Source organism: Rahnella aceris, from assembly GCF_011684115.1.
Classification (GTDB): Bacteria; Pseudomonadota; Gammaproteobacteria; order Enterobacterales; family Enterobacteriaceae; genus Rahnella; species Rahnella aceris.
In genome coordinates this window covers 356,062-376,716 of record NZ_JAADJV010000002.1, presented here as the reverse complement: position 1 = coordinate 376,716, position 20,655 = coordinate 356,062, and the positions used below count along the sequence as shown (strand labels likewise).

General features: G+C 51.4%; 18 protein-coding genes. 16 read left to right on the top strand and 2 right to left on the bottom strand.

Translation table 11 applies throughout. The annotated features are described in order from the left end of the window. Positions 1 to 3 precede the first annotated feature (3 nt). The gene (gene rsmC, locus GW591_RS14065; RefSeq protein ID WP_013577113.1) at positions 4 to 1,050 is read right to left on the bottom strand and encodes a 16S rRNA (guanine(1207)-N(2))-methyltransferase RsmC; all 1,047 of its coding nucleotides are present in this window, start codon (positions 1,048 to 1,050) and stop codon (positions 4 to 6) included. A 139-nt stretch (positions 1,051 to 1,189) separates the two neighbouring features. Between rsmC and GW591_RS14060 the strand changes: the two genes are divergently transcribed. From GW591_RS14060 to yjjJ, 15 genes are all read left to right on the top strand, one after another. Further along, positions 1,190 to 1,603, top strand: a complete 414-nt coding sequence (locus GW591_RS14060) for a DNA polymerase III subunit psi (RefSeq protein WP_013577112.1) — start codon at positions 1,190 to 1,192, stop codon at positions 1,601 to 1,603. Next, entirely contained in the window at positions 1,572 to 2,015 is a 444-nt protein-coding gene (gene rimI, locus GW591_RS14055; protein WP_013577111.1) for a ribosomal protein S18-alanine N-acetyltransferase, read from the top strand. Before GW591_RS14060 ends, rimI begins: the two co-directional genes overlap by 32 nt. Positions 2,016 to 2,246: 231 nt before the next feature. Continuing rightward, positions 2,247 to 2,570: a helix-turn-helix domain-containing protein gene (locus GW591_RS14050; RefSeq protein WP_013577110.1), complete on the top strand. Its 324-nt coding sequence runs from the start codon at positions 2,247 to 2,249 to the stop codon at positions 2,568 to 2,570. Between the two features lie 2 nt (positions 2,571 to 2,572). After that, complete coding sequence (locus tag GW591_RS14045) at positions 2,573 to 3,832, top strand: type II toxin-antitoxin system HipA family toxin (RefSeq protein WP_166860817.1); 1,260 nt, start codon at positions 2,573 to 2,575, stop codon at positions 3,830 to 3,832. 164 nt (positions 3,833 to 3,996) lie between these two features. Then, positions 3,997 to 5,586: a peptide chain release factor 3 gene (gene prfC / locus GW591_RS14040; RefSeq protein ID WP_013577108.1), complete on the top strand. Its 1,590-nt coding sequence runs from the start codon at positions 3,997 to 3,999 to the stop codon at positions 5,584 to 5,586. 412 nt (positions 5,587 to 5,998) lie between these two features. Continuing rightward, the gene (locus tag GW591_RS14035; protein ID WP_013577107.1) at positions 5,999 to 8,554 is read left to right on the top strand and encodes a PKD domain-containing protein; all 2,556 of its coding nucleotides are present in this window, start codon (positions 5,999 to 6,001) and stop codon (positions 8,552 to 8,554) included. Positions 8,555 to 8,977: 423 nt separating this feature from the next. Further along, positions 8,978 to 9,571, top strand: coding sequence for a molecular chaperone OsmY (osmY, locus tag GW591_RS14030; RefSeq protein WP_013577106.1), 594 nt, complete (start codon positions 8,978 to 8,980; stop codon positions 9,569 to 9,571). A 319-nt stretch (positions 9,572 to 9,890) separates the two neighbouring features. Then, positions 9,891 to 10,052 (top strand): DUF1328 domain-containing protein, encoded by a 162-nt coding sequence (locus GW591_RS14025; RefSeq protein WP_013577105.1) that lies wholly within the window; start codon positions 9,891 to 9,893, stop codon positions 10,050 to 10,052. Positions 10,053 to 10,325: 273 nt separating this feature from the next. After that, a complete protein-coding gene (locus tag GW591_RS14020) occupies positions 10,326 to 11,498 on the top strand; it encodes a patatin-like phospholipase family protein (protein WP_379670700.1) in 1,173 nt (390 codons plus the stop codon). Then, positions 11,495 to 12,280 (top strand): metal-dependent hydrolase, encoded by a 786-nt coding sequence (locus tag GW591_RS14015; RefSeq protein ID WP_013577103.1) that lies wholly within the window; start codon positions 11,495 to 11,497, stop codon positions 12,278 to 12,280. Before GW591_RS14020 ends, GW591_RS14015 begins: the two co-directional genes overlap by 4 nt. Positions 12,281 to 12,828: 548 nt before the next feature. Continuing rightward, the gene (gene deoC, locus GW591_RS14010) at positions 12,829 to 13,608 is read left to right on the top strand and encodes a deoxyribose-phosphate aldolase (protein WP_013577101.1); all 780 of its coding nucleotides are present in this window, start codon (positions 12,829 to 12,831) and stop codon (positions 13,606 to 13,608) included. A gap of 90 nt (positions 13,609 to 13,698) precedes the next feature. Beyond that, on the top strand, positions 13,699 to 15,027 hold the full coding sequence (gene deoA, locus GW591_RS14005) for a thymidine phosphorylase (RefSeq protein ID WP_013577100.1): 1,329 nt from the start codon (positions 13,699 to 13,701) through the stop codon (positions 15,025 to 15,027). Positions 15,028 to 15,115: 88 nt separating this feature from the next. After that, positions 15,116 to 16,339 carry a phosphopentomutase gene (gene deoB / locus GW591_RS14000; RefSeq protein WP_013577099.1) on the top strand — a complete coding sequence of 408 codons (1,224 nt, stop codon included), beginning with the start codon at positions 15,116 to 15,118 and terminating at the stop codon, positions 16,337 to 16,339. An 83-nt stretch (positions 16,340 to 16,422) separates the two neighbouring features. Then, the gene (gene deoD / locus GW591_RS13995; RefSeq protein ID WP_013577098.1) at positions 16,423 to 17,142 is read left to right on the top strand and encodes a purine-nucleoside phosphorylase; all 720 of its coding nucleotides are present in this window, start codon (positions 16,423 to 16,425) and stop codon (positions 17,140 to 17,142) included. Positions 17,143 to 17,315: 173 nt separating this feature from the next. After that, on the top strand, positions 17,316 to 18,662 hold the full coding sequence (gene yjjJ / locus GW591_RS13990; protein ID WP_013577097.1) for a type II toxin-antitoxin system HipA family toxin YjjJ: 1,347 nt from the start codon (positions 17,316 to 17,318) through the stop codon (positions 18,660 to 18,662). 1 nt (position 18,663) lies between these two features. Here the strand turns inward: yjjJ and GW591_RS13985 are convergent, their stop codons facing one another. Then, positions 18,664 to 19,452 (bottom strand): YtjB family periplasmic protein, encoded by a 789-nt coding sequence (locus GW591_RS13985; RefSeq protein ID WP_013577096.1) that lies wholly within the window; start codon positions 19,450 to 19,452, stop codon positions 18,664 to 18,666. Positions 19,453 to 19,686: 234 nt separating this feature from the next. On the opposite strand from GW591_RS13985, the gene serB reads away from it, so the two are divergent. Further along, positions 19,687 to 20,652: a phosphoserine phosphatase gene (gene serB / locus GW591_RS13980; protein ID WP_013577095.1), complete on the top strand. Its 966-nt coding sequence runs from the start codon at positions 19,687 to 19,689 to the stop codon at positions 20,650 to 20,652. The last annotated feature ends 3 nt before the right edge of the window (positions 20,653 to 20,655 follow it).

Sequence of the window (20,655 nt, the reverse complement as noted above, 5' to 3'; positions counted from 1 at the left end):
TGATTAACGTTTTTTCTTTTTCAGATCGCGCGGCGGACGTCCACGTACGGCCCGGTACACTTTGAAGCGGCCGTTTTGTGCCAGCACTTCGTGGCTGCCAAAGGCGTCATCAAGCAGGGCGGCATAAGGCAGGAAGGCGTTCGCCACAATGCGCAGTTCGCCGCCGATGTTCAGATGGCTTACCGCACCACGGATCAACTGCTCCGCCGCTGTCAGACTGGTTTGCAGACCTTCATGGAATGGCGGGTTGGAGATGATCATATCGAAACGCCCGGCAATGTCGGAATAGACATTGCTGGCAATGACTTCGCCCGGCAGATCGTTTGCCGCCAGTGTGGCGCGGCTGGCTTCGATAGCGGCCGCACTCACATCACTTAGCGTGATTTTCATCTTCGGCGAGTACATGGCCAGTACCGAGGCCAGTACCCCGGCACCACAGGCAACATCCAGCACTTTACCTTTAACCGGCTCTTCGAAACTGTTGATCAGCAACAGGCTTCCGCTGTCCAGACCTTCACGGCTGAATACGCCTGGCAGGGTTTTTATGGTCACTTCTTCGACCATGTACTGATCCCACCAGCCGTCAGCATCAAACTCAGGCTGCTTTTCCAGACGGCCATGGTACAAACCGCAACGACGTGCACTGTCGACTTTACTCAGTTCGCACAGGCCTTCCAGCGTGGTTTCCCCGCTGCGAACGCCACTGCGGTTTTCACCGATGACAAACACATCAATGCCGACCGGTAAGTGTGACAGTAAGTTGAACAGCTGGAATTTCGCTTCCAGTTTGCTCTTTGGCCAGTAATAGACGAGCACATCACACGGCGCGATGAATTCAGCATCAGCAACTAAGCCAAACTGAACGTTATCTCCCAGCGCTTTGCTGAGCATCTGCCAGTGGTGATACATATTGGTGTGGACGCGAACTTCTTCGGCGTCAATTTCAGCTGGCAGGCTGTCTTGTAAGTCACCGGCGAACAGGACGCGGCGGCCTTCAAATTCTTCGCTATGGCGCAGTATGACTTCACTGGCCGGAGTTAATGCAGACATCAGGGTGAGGCTCCTCAGGAATGAACGCGGGATTATATACTCTTCGTCTCTGATTGAGTAATCGAGCTTTATTGGCGCATGTTCGATGTGTTTGCTAGCATAGCCGGGCTTTTCGCACTTCAACCGGCAGGGATCAGGCATGGCATCCAGACGAGATACATTATTACAACAGCTGGGCATTACCCAGTGGACGCTGCGCCGGCCTGCTGTATTACAAGGCGAAGTGGCAGTCAGTCTGCCCGCGGGAACTAAATTGCTGATCGTCGCCGCCGTTCCGCCAGCAGAAGATGATCCGCTGGTCAGCGATGTTTTGCGCAGCCTGACGCTAAAAGAATCAGAAGTTTACCGCCTGACGCCTGAACAGGTCACTATGTTACCTGAAGATACCCGCTGCAATATCTGGCGACTGGGGGTAAGCGAACCGCTGACTCTCACTGGCCCGCAGCTCTCCACTCCGGCCCTGGCCGAACTCTATCAAGACGCCGGCGCCAAACGCGCGCTCTGGCAGCAGATCTGTGAAAATGAACAACATTTCTATCCTGACGCCCGCTGATCTTCCCCGCGCATTCGCCATCGAACAAGCCAGTCATGCCTTTCCGTGGACTGAAAATACGCTTGCCAGCAATCAGGGCGAACGCTATCTGAATCTCAAAATCATGCAGGGCGAAGTGATGGCTGGTTTTGCGATCACTCAAATTGTTCTCGACGAAGCCACACTGTTTAATATCGCTATCGATCCGGCTTTTCAGCGTCAGGGCTTAGGCCGTACGTTGCTGGAAGAAGTGATACAACAACTTGAACAGAAAGATGTTTTTACATTATGGCTTGAAGTTCGTGCCTCCAACGCCAAAGCGATCGCGCTCTATGAAAGCCTCGGTTTTAATGAACTTTCCATTCGCCGTAATTACTATCCCGCCGCACAAGGCCGCGAAGATGCCATCATGATGGCGCTGCCGCTGGGGTGATACCGTAACAACATCTCATTTACTGTAATTTATACTATTTACATCCAATTAGTTGTATTCCGCCAAAATTACAATTAAAAAGGTGTAATTCATTATATTTACAGTTAAAGAGTTGTAATTAAAATTATTTACAGCAAATTAAGTGTAAATTTTAATTATTACAATTAATGTGTTGTTAAATAACCCGAAAAACAGCTATTTTGTTGTAAGTAGTCTGTCAGGAGATAGCTAATGAGAACTCTCAATGAATTGCCGACCTTATTAAAACAAAGGCGCCGGCAGTTAGGGCTGAGCCAACAAGATATGCGTATGAGAACGGGTATGACTCAGCAGCAGTATCAGAAAATTGAAGCGGGTGCGGATCCCCGTCTTTCAACGTTACTGAGGATCCTGGAAGGCATGGAGCTGGAACTCATGTTGGTGCCGCGTCAGCGTGTACAAGAGATTAAAGAGCTGCTTGATTCGACAATTAGTAACGGTAACCGCCCATCTGAGCCGGAGCCAGAGAGTCTTAACAATGATTGGGATGACATCTTAAGTGATTTAAAGGAGTAAACATGGAGAAGCTGGTGGAGTCAGTCGAGGCTTTAGCACTGTATCTTGATGAGCAGTGTGTAGGGGTTTTAGCACATTATGCGGGCAGCCGAAATATCCTATCTTTTGCCCCGGAGTATCTTGAACTACCCATCAGTCAGCGTCCCGTTTTTACATTGACGCAAAAAGTGCGGGCAGAATATCTCAATAAGCCGCTTATCAGTTTTCACAAGCTTCCCCCGGTTCTTTCAAATTTGTTGTCAGAAGGCGCATTGCGAGAATGGATGGCGTTGACGTTGAAAGTCCATCATGACGATGAGTTCCCATTACTGGCCTATGCCGGTAATAACCTGCCCGGTGGGATAACCGCCGTGCCACTTAAGGGGGGCGAAATACCTGGCTGGGCGCTGACATCTCGTGGCGACAAACTGGAAGCCGTTCAAATTGATGTTTTGCATAGCACCGACAAATTTTCTCTGGCAGGTGTTCAGATGAAGTTCTCTGCATTACGACAAGATGGCCGTTTCAACGTGAGTACGGCTGTCGGGGGAGACAGTTGGATTATCAAAACTCCGTCAACGGCACATCGTGCAGTGCCTGAGAATGAATTTAGTGCGATGAAATTAGCGCAGGTAATCGGTGTCAATATCCCTGAGATTAAGCTTGTCGAGCTCCGAAATTTGGTCAATTTACCTGATATCCCTTTACCTGATGAGCCTTATGCTTACGCGATTCGTCGCTTTGACCGCACGGACGAAGGGCGCGTGCATACTGAGGATTTTGCACAGATTTTTCAGGTTTATGCGCGGAATAAATATAAGGGCTATAGCTACGACGATATTGGTCGTGCTCTTTATAGAGTCGGTGCAGGAGGAATCATCGATATTCAGCAGATGGCGCGCCGGATGTTGGCGAACATTTTAGTGGCGAATGGGGATGCCCATCTAAAAAACTGGACGGTGATCTACCCCAATCGAGTGGACGCTGTCCTTTCACCTGCCTATGACATTGTTTCTACCAAACCCTACGTTAAGAGGGACGATGGTGTGGCTTTGAATATGGCAAAAGAAAAACGATGGAGTGTGATTAATATGCAGACCTTCAAGCGCTGGGCTGAAAGAATTGGTGTACCATGGTCTGCCGTTGAAGTGCATCTTGATGAAGCCATTGAAATTGCGCGTAAATGCTGGCCAGATTTGCTTACGGAGTTACCGATGCTTGAAGAACATAAAATAGTTCTGCAAGAACACTGGGCCGCACTTTCAACCGACTTCCGTTTCTAAAGCGCTCTCTTAGTCACACCACACAAAAAAACCATTGATTGCCCATCCCGTCTAAATCAGTGAAAATAGCCGGCTATAACTTTTATTACCGCTTTGCCTGACGTCACCTTCTGACGTGATGTGAATCCTATGCAGGGCGGACCAACCGCAGAAACGTGAAAAACATGTCTCCAAGTGAATACGCCCTTGAAGTGGCTAAGCGCCGCACATTTGCCATCATCTCTCACCCCGATGCCGGTAAAACGACCATTACCGAAAAGGTTCTGTTATTCGGACAGGCCATTCAAACAGCCGGGACTGTAAAAGGCCGTGGCTCCAGCCATCACGCCAAATCCGACTGGATGGAAATGGAAAAACAACGTGGTATTTCCATCACCACGTCCGTGATGCAGTTCCCGTACAAACAGTGTCTGGTTAATCTGCTCGACACCCCGGGGCACGAAGACTTCTCCGAAGATACCTACCGTACCCTGACTGCCGTTGACTGCTGTCTGATGGTTATCGACGCCGCAAAAGGTGTCGAGGATCGTACCCGTAAGCTGATGGAAGTGACCCGTCTGCGCGATACGCCGATCCTGACTTTTATGAACAAACTCGACCGCGATATCCGCGATCCGATGGAAGTAATGGACGAAGTGGAGCGCGAGCTGAAGATCGCTTGTTCTCCGATTACCTGGCCGATCGGCTGCGGTAAATTGTTCAAAGGGGTTTACCACCTTTATAAAGACGAAGTGTATCTGTATCAGACCGGTAAAGGTCACACCATCCAGGAAGTTCGCGTGGTCAAAGGCCTGAACAATCCAGAGCTGGATGTTGCCGTCGGCGAAGATCTGGCTGCGCAACTTCGTGATGAGCTGGAACTGGTGCAGGGTGCATCACATGAATTCGATCACGAAGCTTTCCTGCAAGGTGAGCTGACGCCGGTATTCTTCGGTACCGCGCTCGGTAACTTTGGTGTCGACCATATGCTTGATGGTCTGGTGGACTGGGCTCCTGCGCCGATGCCACGTAAAACTGACCTGCGCGAAGTGAAAGCTGATGATGAGAAATTCACAGGTTTTGTGTTTAAAATTCAGGCCAACATGGACCCGAAACACCGTGACCGCGTGGCGTTCATGCGTGTGGTATCCGGCAAATATGAAAAAGGCATGAAGCTGCGTCAGGTGCGTACGGGTAAAGACGTCGTGATTTCCGATGCCCTGACCTTTATGGCCGGTGACCGTTCACACGTTGAAGAAGCCTATCCGGGCGACATCATCGGTCTGCACAACCACGGCACAATTCAGATTGGCGACACCTTTACTCAGGGTGAGAACATGAAGTTCACTGGCATTCCTAACTTTGCCCCTGAACTGTTCCGTCGTATCCGCCTGCGTGACCCGCTGAAACAGAAACAGTTGCTGAAAGGGCTGGTACAGCTTTCAGAAGAAGGCGCGGTACAGGTCTTCCGCCCAATCGCCAACAACGATTTGATTGTCGGAGCGGTCGGCGTGCTGCAGTTTGAAGTGGTCGTGGCGCGTCTGAAAAGCGAATACAACGTGGAAGCGATTTACGAATCGGTGAATGTCTCGACCGCCCGCTGGGTGGAGTGTAGCGACGTGAAGAAATTCGAAGAATTTAAACGCAAGAACGAAACCAACCTCGCACTGGATGGCGGCGATAACTTAGCATATATCGCACCCACTATGGTGAACCTGAATCTGGCTTCAGAACGTTATCCTGAAGTGAAATTCCGTAAAACACGCGAACATTAATTCATTCCTGTTTCTGAAAAGGCGACTTTGATGTCGCCTTTTTTATTGTTTCTTAATTTTGCATTAATAAAACATATATTAATTTATTTTGTTAAGGCAGAGTACTTATTATATATTTGTATGCCTTTTGATGAAAAATATACCTGACTTATTAAATAATCTTAATTTTAATTATTAGTGCGATTAGTTATGTTTAGATGAGTCCATTCCTTAATAGATATGCCATTATGTGCGGTGAATAAGTTACCTCATATTTATTTAATATGTTTTGGGGGTAATTAATATTTTTTGTTTATGAAATAGTAACAAAAGTCTTAATTTCACAGGAATTACAATAGGTTTTCTCGCGAAACATATATGTATTCTATGAATATCCCGCCATGGCAATGATATATATATAAGGAATGTAGTTATGAGAATGAATAAAATCACACAGATGCTCTGTGTTGCCGGTTTGACGATGGCTTCAGCCAGCGCTTTTGCCCTTGAAGCCTGGAACGGACAGGAAGGGGGTGACACCTTTGAAGTCATCTTTGACGGCAGTGTTTACTCAAATGCCTGGTGGGTCGGTGCGACAAATTGCCCGGGCACAGCGGAACAAGATCAAGGTGCCAACCCTTGGCGTAAGGTGCGCGACGCATCTGCGACTGAAATGAGCCAATATGGCAACCCGACCGTTTGTGAGATTGCCGGTGACGGCACGCAGAATAATTATGTCGATTATGACAGCAGCCGTGATTATTTAGCCGGTGATATTGTTCTGGCAAATGGCATGACATACAAAACGTCTAAACCAACGCCGGCTCACAGTTTCGCACCAGCAGAAAATAACCCGTGGGTAGTGTATGCACCGACGCCGGTCTGGAGCAGCAGTGCAACCTATAATCAGGGCGATAAAGTTCAGAAAGACGGAGTTATGTATGAAGCTCTGTTTTACACCATTAATAATGATCCGTCGCTGACGGCTAATCAGAACCCGGACGGAAATAATGGCCATCCGTGGAAACCTCTAGGTCCGGTTCAAATCTACTCTCAGGATCAAATTGATAACGCGCCAACGCTGAATATCGATACCTTATATCCTGCTAATTCATTAGTGAAATATAACGGCAAAAATTATCAGTCTTCTGTAATAGTTCAGAAAGTTAAACCTGACGATGTTTCACCGTGGGCTGTGTATATGGACTGGAGCGGCACGAAAGAGCGCGTGGGTACGCCGAAAAATCCGTGGCCTGCTCAGTTCTATGCGCCTTATGTCGATTTCACCTTAAATATGCAGCCTGACCTTGTCGGTCTGGCGAAAAACCAGAACGTTAACCACTTCACCATGGCCTTTATGGTCGCTAAAGATGCTAACACCTGTGTACCGACGTGGGGCACCGCTTACAGTGTTACCAACTACGCGCAATACAGCAAAATCAAAGCATTGCGTGAAGCAGGCGGCGATATCATGGTGTCGATCGGCGGCGCGAACAATGCGCCTCTGGCCGCAGCCTGTAATAACGTGAATGATCTGCAACAGCATTATTATGACATTGTCGAAAACCTGAACCTGCAGGTGCTTGACTTCGATATCGAAGGAAACTGGCTGGCTGATAAAGAATCTATTCAGCGCCGCAATGCCGCCGTCAAATTAGTACAGGATCGCTGGGCTGCCGAAGGCCGTCACATCGGTGTCTGGTATACCCTGCCTGTTCTGCCAACCGGTTTAACCCATGAAGGGATGGAAGTGTTGCAGGATGCCAAAGATCAGGGCGTCGTGCTGACCGGGATTAACGTGATGGCGATGGATTACGGCAACGTACAATGTCAGTCAGCCAACACTGAAGGTCAGAATATTCACGGTAAATGTGCCACTTCTGCCATCGATAATCTGTTCACTCAGGTGAAAGGTTTATACCCTGAGAAGAGCGCCGCACAGGTTTACGCCATGCTGGGGACAACGCCGATGATTGGCTATAACGATGTGCAGGGAGAAGTGTTCTATCTTTCCGATGCGCGTCTGGTTTATCAGCAGGCAAAAGATTATGGCCTGGGTATGATCGGTGCGTGGTCTGTGGCGCGTGATCAGCCGGGTGTTTCAGGACAAGTTTCTGCGGAACACAGTGGTATGACGCCGGAACAGGCTCCGATGTACGCTTACAGCGAAATCTTTGCGCCAATCACCAGCGGTTCACCGGCACCGGTAGAAACCAATACGCCGCCGGTCGCTAATGCCGGTATTGCTCAGCAGGTTAATGGAACCGCTGTTATCACGCTTGACGGTTCAGCCAGCACCGATAAAGAAGGCGACACCCTGACGTATCAGTGGAAGCAAGTTTCCGGGCCAGCAGTGACGCTGCAAAACAGCGACGCGGCAAAAGCGACATTCAGCGTGGCGCAACCGGTGACCAATGCGGTGTATACCTTCTCGCTGACCGTGAGTGACGGCGAAGGCAGCACCACAGCGCAAACCAGCGTGAATGTGATTGATGCGTCTAAGCCTGTTGCACCGTCCGTTACCCTTGAATCCACGTATACCGTGACTTCAGGTGAATCGCTGACGCTGACAGCAAAAGTGACAGATCCGGATACGCAGGCTGCTGATTTACATTATCAGTGGACTAATCCGGCTGGATTGCCAGTCGCACCGGCTCAGGGGGCAGCATCCAACACTGAAGTGATCAATGCACCACAAGTAACAGTTGATACGCGCTTTACTGTTGACGTGACCGTGACCGATAACACCGGTTTAACCGATACCGCAACGACCACGATTCTGGTGAAAGCCAAAACAGCGGCAGGGGATTATGAGTATGTTTATCCGCAAAGTAGTGAGAAATACGTCGCGGGAACCCGGGTATTAGGCAGTGACGGTGGCATCTATCAATGTAAGCCTTTCCCATACTCCGGTTGGTGTAGTCAGGCGGCCTGGGCGTATGCTCCTGCGACCGGCACTAACTGGCAGGATGCGTGGGATAAACAGTAATTTCACTACCGAAGACTGATTTATAACGCAATAATTTTTCAATGGCTCCTGTAAAGGGAGCCATTTTTTTATCTGATACCCTTCCGGATCTTACGCTTTGTTATCAATATGCCGATATTTTGCGCAAATTTTGGCGTAAACCTTCGGACTTGTCTGCATTAGAGGGCATATTCGACGATCTCCCTACTAATCTGAACATTCTTGACTATATTAAATGTGTGTTCAGGACAGGGTGGCTTAAAGCACTACTTTAAAGTCACTCAATAGAGAGTTATATCGAATGGCGATTAAAAGCCAGAATAAAACGATGTACTCTGCTACAACGGAAGTAAAAACAGCAGCAATACAATTTGTTATAAGGCGTCACCAAGAATGTGGCGTGCAGAGTCGCAACAAGGCTCATAAACCAAAAGGAAGAAATCGATGAAAAATTCTAAATTTGCCTATTCAATGATGGCCGTAGTTCTGGGTACCGCACTGATGAGCGGTAGCGCTCTGGCAGCAACGACGACTACAGATAGCGCAGGTGCAAAAATCGATAGTTCCATGAAGAAAGTTGATAACTACATGGGCGACAGCGCTATCACCGCGAAAGTGAAAAGTGCTCTGGTAGATGATAAAGCCATTAAAAGTAGCGATATTTCCGTCACGACGAATTCCGGTGTTGTTACGCTGAGTGGTTTTGTCGGTTCGCAGGCTGAAGCCGAGCAGGCTGTTGCTGCGGCAACCAAAGTTGAAGGTGTTAAATCCGTCAGCGACAAACTGCATACCAAAGACAGCAAAGATCAAAGCGTTAAAGCCTATGCCGGTGACAGCGCGACCACGGCTTCTGTAAAAGCCAAATTGCTGGCGGATGACATTGTCCCGTCACGTAACGTGAAAGTCGAAACGACCGACGGCGTGGTACAGCTCTCAGGCGCAGTGAAAGATCAGGCACAGTCTGACCGTGCTGAAAGCGTTGCGAAAACCGTTGATGGCGTGAAAAGCGTCAAAAATGACCTGAAAGTCGCACCATAACGATCACGTGCTCTGTCTGTAGTACGAAGCGCCTTCCCACGGGCAGGGCGCTTCATTTTTTGAATAACACATAATTACATTTACGTTGCCCGCTGAAGATTTGTGTTGGACGAGATTTGCCTGCTGTCAGAAAAATATTGTGTCGGAAACGCTAAGACTTTCATTTTTCGACTACCTTTATTAGGTAAGCATTTTTTTGTTACCGGCATGCTGTCGGTTGATAAAGCGTCATAAGGCAAATGTTTCACAATGAGTCCGGCCCGAAGCGGGGCACAACCTTTTGAAATGGCAAAGTGAAAATAGGGTAAAGGAGAAGCTTATGTTTCGTTGGGGCATTATTTTTCTAATCATCGCGTTGATCGCGGCGGCTCTCGGTTTCGGTGGTTTGGCGGGTACAGCGGCCTGGGCTGCAAAAATCGTCTTCGTAGTCGGTATCATTCTGTTTCTTGTCAGCCTGTTTACCGGTCGTAAACGACTCTGACCGCATCATTCCAGTGATGCCAAAATGTGTTAATTAATGACATCGCCCCCTTCACTGAAGGGGGCGATTCTTTTATGTGTACAATCTGGCCGTTAACAGGACGTAACGATTTTGTCGCCCGATTTTGGCAAGAAATCTACGCAAAGCAGGAAGACGAGGTATGCTCTGAAATGAAGGCCAACTGAGTGGGGCCATTTGCGTGAGGACGATGCGTTGGGATACAGAATACCTGTCACGCTGGGGAATATAGAACCGCTGGCGTACAAACCCTATATGCCGGGGAAGATTGCCCTGGTGTGCGAAGGCGGCGGGCAGAGAGGCATTTTTACGGCAGGCGTGCTGGATGAGTTTCAGCGCGCGCGTTTCAATCCCTTTGATTTATATCTGGGCACCTCTGCGGGTGCACAAAATCTCTCTGCTTTCGTCTGCGGGCAGCCCGGCTATGCCAGAAGGGTGATCACCCGCTACACCACCAGCCCTGACTTTTTCAACCCGCTGCGTTTTGTGCGCGGCGGACATCTTATCGATCTCGACTGGCTGGTTGAAGAAACGGCTAAAAACATGCCGCTGGCGATGGACAGTGCTGAAAAGCTGTTGATCGACGGCCGGGAATTCCTGATGTGCGCCTGTCGCAGTGATGATTATGCGGCCAATTATTTCTCGCCGACGCGGGAAAACTGGCTACCCGTGATCAAAGCCTCAAGTGCTATTCCGGGCTTTTACCGCATGGGGGTGGATCTGGATGGTGTCAGCTATCAGGACGGAGGCATCAGTGACGCGATCCCGGTTGAAGAAGCGTACCGCCGTGGCGCGGATACCATTGTGGTCATCCGTACCGTGCCTTCGGCGATGTTCTATACGCCGCAATGGATGAAGCGCATGGAACAATGGCTGAGTGAAAGCAGCCTGCAACAACTGGTGCGCATGATGCAGCACCACGAAGAAAGTTATCACCGCATTCAGCAATTTATTGAGAATCCGCCGGACGATGTGCGTATTTTCGAAATCTTCCCGCCAAAACCGCTGGCCAGCCACGCGCTTGGCAGTCGTCTGCCTGCGCTTAATCAGGATTACCATCTTGGCCGTCGCTGCGGACGGTACTTCCTTTCTGCTGCGGCACACTGGCTGTTACCGCGTGAAAACGAGCGCCCTCATCCGCAAATCGAACCACGGATATTCCGCCAGCCAAAACAGGTTATCGTGCCGCAGGATGAACCGGAAAATGTGATCCCGCTGGCTGCTTCGGTCAGTACGGTTGAGCAAATCATTCTGGATCCAGCCGTGTTGACGGATATGGTCGCCGACGGCGGTGTGGTGCGTCCGGCAGCATTTAAAGACAACGTGGTCAGTGCGCCGCAACCGCAGCACGCATCCTCAGACATGCCGCCACCGGAAAGTCCGGCGTCATCAGAAAATTATCCGTCCAGTGAGGGCGAAAATCTGTGAGTTTCACCTTCGTCGATACGCATTGTCATTTCGATTTTCCGCCGTTTACCGGCGCGGAAACGGAAAGCCTGCGCCTCGCTGCAGAAGCTGGTGTAGGGCAGATTATTGTTCCGGCGGTCACGTCTGACCGTTTCAGCGGCATTCTCACACTGGCCGAAAAATTCCCGCAATTGCACGCCGCGCTGGGCTTGCATCCGCTTTATATCGCCGAACATAAAGACAGTTGTCTGGATTTACTGGATTCACTGCTCAGCCAGCGGGATCCACGCCTGGTGGCAGTCGGGGAAATCGGCCTGGATTTATACATGGAAGCGCCGAAGTTTGAGCAACAACAGCGGTTGCTGAAAGCGCAGTTCGCGCTGGCAAAGCGTGAGATGTTGCCGGTGATCCTGCACTCCCGTCGCAGCCACGATCAGCTGGCGGCGCTGCTGCGTCAGGCAAAACTGCCGGCAACCGGGGTAGTGCACGGATTTGCAGGCAGTCTTTCTCAGGCGCAGGCGTTTATCAAACTGGGTTTTGCGATAGGCGTGGGTGGCACTATCAGCTACGAACGCGCGCAGAAAACCCGTCATGTGATGGCAGAATTACCGCTTTCGTCATTGTTGCTGGAAACCGATGCGCCGGATATGCCGTTGCAGGGGTTTCAGGGGCAGCCTAATCGCCCGGAACGGGCGGCAATCGTGTTCGACATTCTGTGCAGCCTGCGCAGTGAAACGCCGGAACAGATTGCTCTTGCACTGCTCGACAATACCCGCCGCATCTTTAATCTCCCTTCCCGGTAAACCGTCGAAATTTTAATTTTGTGATTCAAATAACATTTACCCTGACGTATAGAAACCTTTCCAGAAAGGGTTTCTGGCGTATTGCGATTTCATTTCTCTTTAAAATGTTATTATTATAACATTGCTCGTAAGATCGCCGGTTGGTGATCGCGGTGTGGCCACCCGAACTCCGTTTGTCATGATTCGGGTATACACTCTTATTAAGGGTCGAATACTGAGCATAAGGGCTAAGAATTGTGACCAAGGTCTCATTTAGCCAAGCAACGTTGCAATCGGTTTTCATTTTGTGTGAAATAATGCACACAGGAACCTGATGTGACGTGTTCAAATAGTCACAACGAACTGGCGTCAGCCAGTCCAAGCGCGGTGAGAAGGATCTCAGTTGCCACGTAAGCCGTTCCACGCCGCTTACGCACGCTATCTTCAAGGAACCAAGTCCGCTCGCCAACGTGCAGAATTCTCTTGCCGACGTTAAACGCCGGAACGAATTCATGACTGTATGCTCAGTCCCGGCCGGTCGCTGGAATTGAAAATTGTTGGAGAGTTATATGACCGATTTAACCGCCGCAGCGCAACGTGCGCTGAACCTGATGGATTTAACCACCCTGAACGAAGACGACACTGATGCAAAAGTGATCGCGCTTTGTCATCAGGCGAAAAGCCCGGCAGGTAACACCGCTGCTGTCTGTATTTATCCTCGTTTTATTCCTGTTGCCCGTAAAACCCTGCGCGAGCAAGGCACGCCGGACATCCGTATTGCCACCGTCACCAACTTCCCGCACGGTAATGATGATCTTGAGATTGCGCTGGCAGAAACCCGCGCGGCAATTGCTTACGGTGCCGATGAGGTTGACGTGGTCTTCCCGTACCGCGCGCTGATCGCCGGTAACGAGCAGATTGGTTTTGAGATGGTGAAACAGTGCAAAGAAGCCTGTGCGGCTGCCAATGTGCTGCTGAAAGTGATCATCGAAACCGGTGAGCTGAAGCAGGATGCGCTGATCCGCAAAGCCTCTGAAATCGCCATCAACGCAGGCGCTGACTTCATCAAAACCTCTACCGGTAAAGTGCCAGAAAACGCCACGCTGCACAGCGCTGAGTTGATGATGAGCGTGATTGCTGAGATGGGCGTGGGCAAAGCTGTCGGTTTTAAACCGGCCGGTGGCGTGAAAACCGCTGAAGACGCTGCGCAATATCTGGCACTGGCTGATCGCCTGCTGGGCCGCGAATGGGCTGACGCACGTCACTTCCGTTTCGGCGCATCCAGTCTGCTGGCAAGCCTGCTCACCACTCTCGGTCACGCTGGCCAGAAAGCCACCAGCAGCTACTAATCACTGTTGTTATGCCAATACCGTGGCGCTGTTTTACAGCGTCCGGTATTCGCATCTACATTTAGCGTTCAGCTCAGGCAGGGGGATACCTTGTTTCTCGCACAAGAAATTATTCGTAAAAAACGTGACGGTCAGCCTTTAAGCGATGAAGAAATTCGTTTCTTTGTTAATGGTATTCGCGACAGTCAGGTTTCAGAAGGCCAGATTGCCGCGCTGGCAATGACTATCTATTTCAATGATATGACCATGAATGAGCGTGTGTCGCTGACCATGGCAATGCGCGACTCCGGTACCGTCCTGGACTGGAAATCGCTCAACCTCAACGGCCCGATCGTTGATAAACATTCGACCGGCGGTGTGGGTGACGTGACGTCCCTGATGCTGGGGCCGATGGTAGCGGCATGCGGCGGTTATGTGCCGATGATTTCCGGCCGCGGCCTCGGTCATACCGGCGGTACGCTGGATAAACTTGAAGCCATCCCGGGCTTCGATATTTTCCCGGATGACAGCCGTTTTCGCAGCATCATTCAGGATGTCGGCGTGGCAATTATCGGCCAGACCAGCTCGCTGGCTCCGGCGGATAAGCGTTTCTATGCGACACGTGATATCACCGCAACTGTCGATTCTATCCCGCTGATCACTGCTTCGATTCTCGCCAAAAAACTGGCCGAAGGGCTGGATGCGTTAGTGATGGACGTCAAAGTCGGCTCCGGGGCCTTCATGCCGACTTACCAGCTATCCGAAGATCTGGCGCAGGCGATTGTCGATGTGGCCAATGGCGCAGGTTGTAAAACCACGGCGCTGCTGACCGACATGAATCAGGTGCTGGCATCCAGCGCAGGGAATGCGGTGGAAGTGCGCGAAGCCGTGCGCTTCCTGACGGGTGAATACCGGAATCCGCGTCTGCTGGAAGTGACAATGGCGCTCTGTGTTGAAATGCTGCTGTCCGGCGGGCTGGCAAAAGATGACGCCGACGCCCGCAGTCAGTTGCAGGCCGTGCTGGATAACGGCAAAGCCGCAGAAGTCTTTGGCCGCATGATTGCCGCCCAGAAAGGCCCAACCGATTTCATCGAGAATTACGATCGTTATCTGCAACAGGCCACGCTGAGCAAACCGGTTTACGCCGAAGGCAACGGGATTGTCAGCGCGATGGACACCCGTGCGCTGGGCATGGCCGTCGTTTCACTGGGTGGCGGACGTCGCCGCGCCAGCGATGCTATCGACTACAGCGTCGGTCTGACCCATATGGCGCAGCTTGGCCAGCAAGTGGATACCCGTCAGCCACTGGCGATGATCCACGCGAACAGTGAAGCGGCCTGGCAGCAGGCGGCGCAGGAAGTGCGTGCGGCCATTGTCCTGAGCGACAAAGCGCCGGAAAGCACGTCGGTGGTTTACCGCCGGATCGGTGGTAACGCTTGATTTCAGGCCAAATCGCCCCCATTTAAGATTGATCAGGTGCGCGGCAGTTCCGCGTGACCCAATGCGTAACCATTCGCAGGAGAGCAAAATGAAACGTACATTTATCATGGTGTTAGACTCATTCGGTATCGGTGCCAGTGAAGATGCCGAGCGCTTTGGCGATGCCGGTTCTGACACGCTGGGCCATATCGCAGCTGCCTGTGCGCGTGGCGATGCGGACAAAGGCCGCAAAGGCCCTCTGAATCTGCCTAACCTGACCCGTCTGGGGCTGGCGAAAGCTGCGGAAGAATCTACCGGTAAAATTCCTGACGGCATGGACGGTAATGCTGAAATTACCGGGGCGTATGCTTATGCCAGCGAACTGTCTTCCGGTAAGGACACCCCATCAGGCCACTGGGAAATCGCCGGTGTGCCGGTTCTGTTTGACTGGGGCTACTTTAGTGACACGACCAACAGCTTCCCGCAGGAACTGCTGGATAAACTGGTTGAGCGCGCTAATCTGCCGGGTTATCTCGGTAACTGCCATTCTTCCGGTACCGTGGTACTGGATGATTTGGGCGAAGAGCACATGAAAACCGGCAAGCCGATTTTCTACACCTCAGCCGACTCCGTCTTCCAGATTGCCTGTCACGAAGAAACCTTCGGGCTGGATCGCCTGTATGAACTGTGTGAAATCGCCCGTGAAGAGCTGACTGAAGGTGGCTACAATATTGGTCGCGTGATTGCCCGTCCGTTCATCGGTGACAAAGCCGGTCACTTCGAACGTACCGGTAACCGTCATGATTTAGCGGTTGAACCACCGGCTCCGACCATCCTGAAAAAGCTGGTGGATGAGAAAGACGGCCATGTGGTGTCTGTCGGTAAAATCGCTGACATCTACGCGCAGGTTGGTATCACTAAAAAAGTGAAAGCTACCGGCCTGGATGCGTTGTTTGACGCGACGATCAAAGAGATGAAAGAAGCGGGTGACAAGACCATCGTCTTCACCAACTTTGTTGATTTCGACTCCTCTTACGGCCACCGCCGTGACGTACCAGGCTACGCTGCCGCGCTGGAACTGTTTGACCGCCGTATGCCGGAATTGCTGGAACTGGTGAAAGAAGATGACATCATCATCTTCACCGCTGACCACGGTTGTGACCCGACCTGGCGCGGCACCGACCATACCCGTGAGCACATTCCGGTCTTAATCTATGGCCCGAAAGTAAAACCAGGTTCATTAGGTCACCGTGAAACCTTCGCGGACATCGGCCAGACAGTCGCTAAATACTTCGACCTGTCACCGATGGATTACGGCAAATCCATGCTCTGATACTTTTCTTACGCGGCCAGTCTCTTATACTGGCCGCGTTTTTTATAATGAATATGACACCTCGCTGATTAAGGAATAAGAAGATGGCAACTCCACACATTAATGCTGAAATGGGCGACTTCGCTGACGTCGTGCTGATGCCGGGCGATCCGCTTCGCGCCAAGCACATCGCGGAAACTTTCCTTCAGGATGTTAAGCAGGTGAACGACGTGCGTGGCATGTTGGGTTTCACCGGCACTTACAAAGGCCGCAAAATCTCCGTGATGGGCCACGGCATGGGCATTCCTTCCTGCTCAATTTATGCCAAAGAGCTGATCACTGAATTCGGCGTGAAAAAAATCATCCGCGTGGGTTCTTGTGGTGCTGTGCGTGCCGACATCAAACTGCGCGACATCGTGATCGGCATGGGTGCCTGTACCGATTCCAAAGTGAACCGCATGCGTTTCAAAGATCACGATTACGCGGCTATTGCCGATTACGACATGGTGCGTAACGCGGCTGACGCGGCGAAAGCCAAAGGCATCAACGCGCGCGTAGGCAACATCTTCTCCGCTGACCTGTTCTACACGCCGGACCCGCAAATGTTTGACGTGATGGAAAAATACGGCATTCTGGGTGTGGAAATGGAAGCCGCCGGTATTTACGGCGTGGCCGCAGAATTCGGCGCGAAAGCACTGACCATCTGTACCGTTTCCGACCATATCCGTACGCATGAGCAAACCACCGCCGCTGAACGTCAGACGACCTTCAACGACATGATCGAAATCGCGCTGGAATCCGTTCTGCTGGGCGACAAAGAATAAATTCTGCAAATATTGCAGTCACTAAAACGGGCGCCGGATGGCGCCCGTTTTGCTATGCGTTTTTTCGTGTTTTTTTGCGTATTCAAATTTATATCTTCAGGATATATCGATTTATTTTAATTTTTTATCTATGCTATTAGCTATGCATTTTCCTATTCATCACTGAGCCGCTCATGTCTGAACTTGTAGATTTACTGCGTCAGGGCAGTCTGACGGCAAAAGAGATCACGGAGCAACTGCACATCACCCAGTCAACGCTCTCAAGGCGGCTGACTAAAATTCCTGAGATCGTCAAAATCGGGCAAAGCCGCTCGACCCGTTATATTCTGCCGCGTCCGCTGGAAGGCCAATGGAGCTTCCCGCTTTACCAAATTAATGAGGCAGGAAATGCCGAAAAGGTCGGGACGCTATATTCCATCTGGCCGGGTGAAAGTTGTGCAGTGGAAGTTGTCAGCGGCCAGTCGCTGATTTACGACGGTCTGCCGTGGTTTATCACCGATATGCGGCCTCAGGGCTTTTTAGGTCGGGCGTGGGGACGTGATATTAACGCTGCCCTGCATTTTCCGGATGACATTAAAAGGTGGACCGAATCCCAGACGCTGGTGGCTCTCGCAAGAGCGGGGGATGAAACGGTCGGGAATTTTGTCATTGGAGAAATGGCCTATCAGCGATGGTTTCATAAACCTGAAGATATTCCCGTTCCCCGTGAAGACAAAATTCAGGTGTATGAACGGCTGGCACAGAGAAGTCTGGCAGGGGAGGAAGTCGGATCATCTGCGGGAGGCGAGCAGCCTAAATTCAGCTGCTATGCAGAACATGCAGGCCGGGACGCCTCTCAGGTTCTAGTTAAATTTTCGCCTCCGGCTGTCAATGAAAACGCCTCCCGCTGGGGCGATTTACTGCGCTCTGAAGCTCATGCGTTAAGCGTTTTGCAGGAGGCTGGCATTCCGGCGGCAACAGCCGAAATTTTTACCGGCAGAAAGGGCGAGGTTTTCCTTGAGGTCGAAAGATTTGACCGGACAGGTGAGTGCGGGCGTCGCGGGCTGGTTTCCCTTGAGGCCGTCTCTGCTGAGTTTGGCGGAGGAAACAGCAACTGGTTTTTGACCGCGCAGCGGTTACGCCAAAGTAAGGTCATTACAGCCGCTACAGTCGACAAAATTGAGCAGATTTATGCCTTCGGAAAACTGATCGCCAACAGCGATATGCACCAGGGAAATCTGTCATTTATCGATCCTGCCATTGACCCTTTAAAGCAGGCTCTTTCGATATCGCCTGTGTATGACATGCTGCCGATGGCTTTTGCACCGACCAACGCCGGTACCATGCGTCGTGAAACCTTACCCTTAACGCCCGACCCTTTAGTGTCTAAAGAAAAGTGGTTGAATGCACAGGATTGGGCGGGTGAGTTCTGGCGGAAGGTAGAAAGCGATATGGCAATCAGTCCTGAATTCCGCCAACTGGCCAGCGGTATGCTGGCGCAGGTGGAAGGGTTAACATCAATTATTCAGCGGCTGGCCTGAATCACTTCGGTCTGCTGCGTTTCAGGCTGCGGTAAGCGGCTTGTGCGGCTTCTTTCGTTTGCGCTTCGGTGGCAGGTTTTGCCGGCGCGACCTCAGATTCCGGCTCGGGAATGTTCAGCACCGGCGGCGGGCCGAATTCATCCGGCTCTTCTTCCTGTTCATCATCTTCTTTCACCGGTTTGCTGGCGGTCAGCAGGAACGGAGATTGCTGCCAGCGCGAACGGCGGCCTTGCAACAGGGTGCGGGCCAGAATAATACCGACGCCCAGCGCGGCGAGCATCATCAGACGCAGCAGGTTGGTGGTGTTATCCACCTGTTTGGATTCTGTCGCCAGCACGTGCGTATCCAGCGTAATGCGTAAAAATCCGCTCGGACCGTTTTTATCTTCGATCGGCACCACAATCTGATGATTGAAGTAGCTGCCCGCACGTTTGCCATCCAGCGACAAACGGTCGCGAACCGGCACCTGTTCACCGGCATGCGCCACCAGAGAACCGTCGGACTCATAAACACTGGCGTCAAGAATGCGACTGCTATCGGTAAGCTGACTCAAAATAGTGGAAATTTGTGCGATATCAGCGCCATCATTGTCGCTGTCCATCAGTGGCGCGAGGGAAAACGCCACCTGTCTGGCGAGCGTCTGAGCAAGCTGTTCCACCTGCGTTGAACGGGCCAGTTGGTGTCCCAGACTGAAATAGGATGCGCCTTGCATCAGGATGACTAATAATGCCAGACTTATCAATACGATAGCTGCTCTGTGCAGGCGAAATTTAAGTTTGGCCTTGGCCATTCTGTTTCCTTGCGTATTTCGATGACTTTATGTTGCCAGAAGCCGCTACGATAAGGTAGCTTGATGCCAGTTTTTACCCGGCATCCTTCAAGCTGCTGCTTTCATTTATACCGGTCACTGACCCGTGTCAGTTCCCGGAGGTGCATTCAGTTGCTGCCTTGAGTCAACTGAATGATTTTGGGTAAATCGTGATATTTGTTTTTCTTAATGCCATAACGCCCTACAGGAGCCATCATGCCAAACAGTCTGACCTATTGCGATCTTCCTGCGGAGATCCACCAATGGCCGGGACTTCCCCTTTCACTGAGCGGTGACGAAGTCATGCCGCTGGATTACCGGGCGGGGCATACCGGATGGCTCCTTTATGGAAGAAAACTCGATAAGAAGAGTATTACGCTGTTCCAGCGCCGGTTAGGCCGCGCGTTGGTGATTGTGAGCGCCTGGGCAGTCGAAGGTTATCAAGTTGTGCGTCTGGCCGGTTCACTCACCGCTGATGTACAGCTTCTCGCCGAATCCTTTGAATTTGATGTTGCTCAGCTGGGGAAAGTGCCGTATCTGCGTGCACCGGGTCTGCTGGTTATGGACATGGATTCTACCGCGATTGAGATTGAATGCATCGATGAAATTGCCAAACTGGCTGGCGTCGGTGAGCAGGTGGCTGAAGTCACTGAGCGCGCCATGCGCGGCGAACTGGATTTCGCCGCGAGTCTGCGTCAGCGCGTCGCGACACTGAAAGATGCGGATGCCAGCATTCTCCAGCAGGTGCGTGAAACCCTGCCGCTGATGCCGGGCCTGACCGTCATGGTTCAGCGTCTGCAGGAAGCGGGCTGGCATGTGGCGATTGCTTCCGGTGGTTTTACGTATTATGCCGAATACCTGCGTGATCAGCTGAATCTGGTCGACGTGGCCGCGAACGAGCTGGAAATCCGTGAAGGTAAACTGACCGGCCGTGTGATCGGGCCAATCGTCGATGCGCAATATAAAGCAGATACCCTGCTGAAACTGGCGGAAAAACTGGGTATTTCCCATGAGCAAACCGTCGCCATCGGTGACGGCGCGAATGACCTGAAAATGATGGCGGTAGCGGGCATGGGCATTGCTTATCACGCCAAACCGAAAGTCTACGAACAGGCCGCAGTATGCATCCGTCATGCCGATCTTCTTGGCGTTCTCTGCATTTTAAGTGGTAGTCAGTCTTAATCA

Coding starts and splice junctions, on each gene's coding strand:
- rsmC (WP_013577113.1), bottom strand. CDS start 1,050: ATGTCTGCATTAACTCCGGCCAGTGAAGTCATACTGCGCCATAGCGAA.
- GW591_RS14060 (WP_013577112.1), top strand. CDS start 1,190: ATGGCATCCAGACGAGATACATTATTACAACAGCTGGGCATTACCCAG.
- rimI (WP_013577111.1), top strand. CDS start 1,572: ATGAACAACATTTCTATCCTGACGCCCGCTGATCTTCCCCGCGCATTC.
- GW591_RS14050 (WP_013577110.1), top strand. CDS start 2,247: ATGAGAACTCTCAATGAATTGCCGACCTTATTAAAACAAAGGCGCCGG.
- GW591_RS14045 (WP_166860817.1), top strand. CDS start 2,573: ATGGAGAAGCTGGTGGAGTCAGTCGAGGCTTTAGCACTGTATCTTGAT.
- prfC (WP_013577108.1), top strand. CDS start 3,997: ATGTCTCCAAGTGAATACGCCCTTGAAGTGGCTAAGCGCCGCACATTT.
- GW591_RS14035 (WP_013577107.1), top strand. CDS start 5,999: ATGAGAATGAATAAAATCACACAGATGCTCTGTGTTGCCGGTTTGACG.
- osmY (WP_013577106.1), top strand. CDS start 8,978: ATGAAAAATTCTAAATTTGCCTATTCAATGATGGCCGTAGTTCTGGGT.
- GW591_RS14025 (WP_013577105.1), top strand. CDS start 9,891: ATGTTTCGTTGGGGCATTATTTTTCTAATCATCGCGTTGATCGCGGCG.
- GW591_RS14020 (WP_379670700.1), top strand. CDS start 10,326: ATGCCGGGGAAGATTGCCCTGGTGTGCGAAGGCGGCGGGCAGAGAGGC.
- deoC (WP_013577101.1), top strand. CDS start 12,829: ATGACCGATTTAACCGCCGCAGCGCAACGTGCGCTGAACCTGATGGAT.
- deoB (WP_013577099.1), top strand. CDS start 15,116: ATGAAACGTACATTTATCATGGTGTTAGACTCATTCGGTATCGGTGCC.
- deoD (WP_013577098.1), top strand. CDS start 16,423: ATGGCAACTCCACACATTAATGCTGAAATGGGCGACTTCGCTGACGTC.
- yjjJ (WP_013577097.1), top strand. CDS start 17,316: ATGTCTGAACTTGTAGATTTACTGCGTCAGGGCAGTCTGACGGCAAAA.
- GW591_RS13985 (WP_013577096.1), bottom strand. CDS start 19,452: ATGGCCAAGGCCAAACTTAAATTTCGCCTGCACAGAGCAGCTATCGTA.
- serB (WP_013577095.1), top strand. CDS start 19,687: ATGCCAAACAGTCTGACCTATTGCGATCTTCCTGCGGAGATCCACCAA.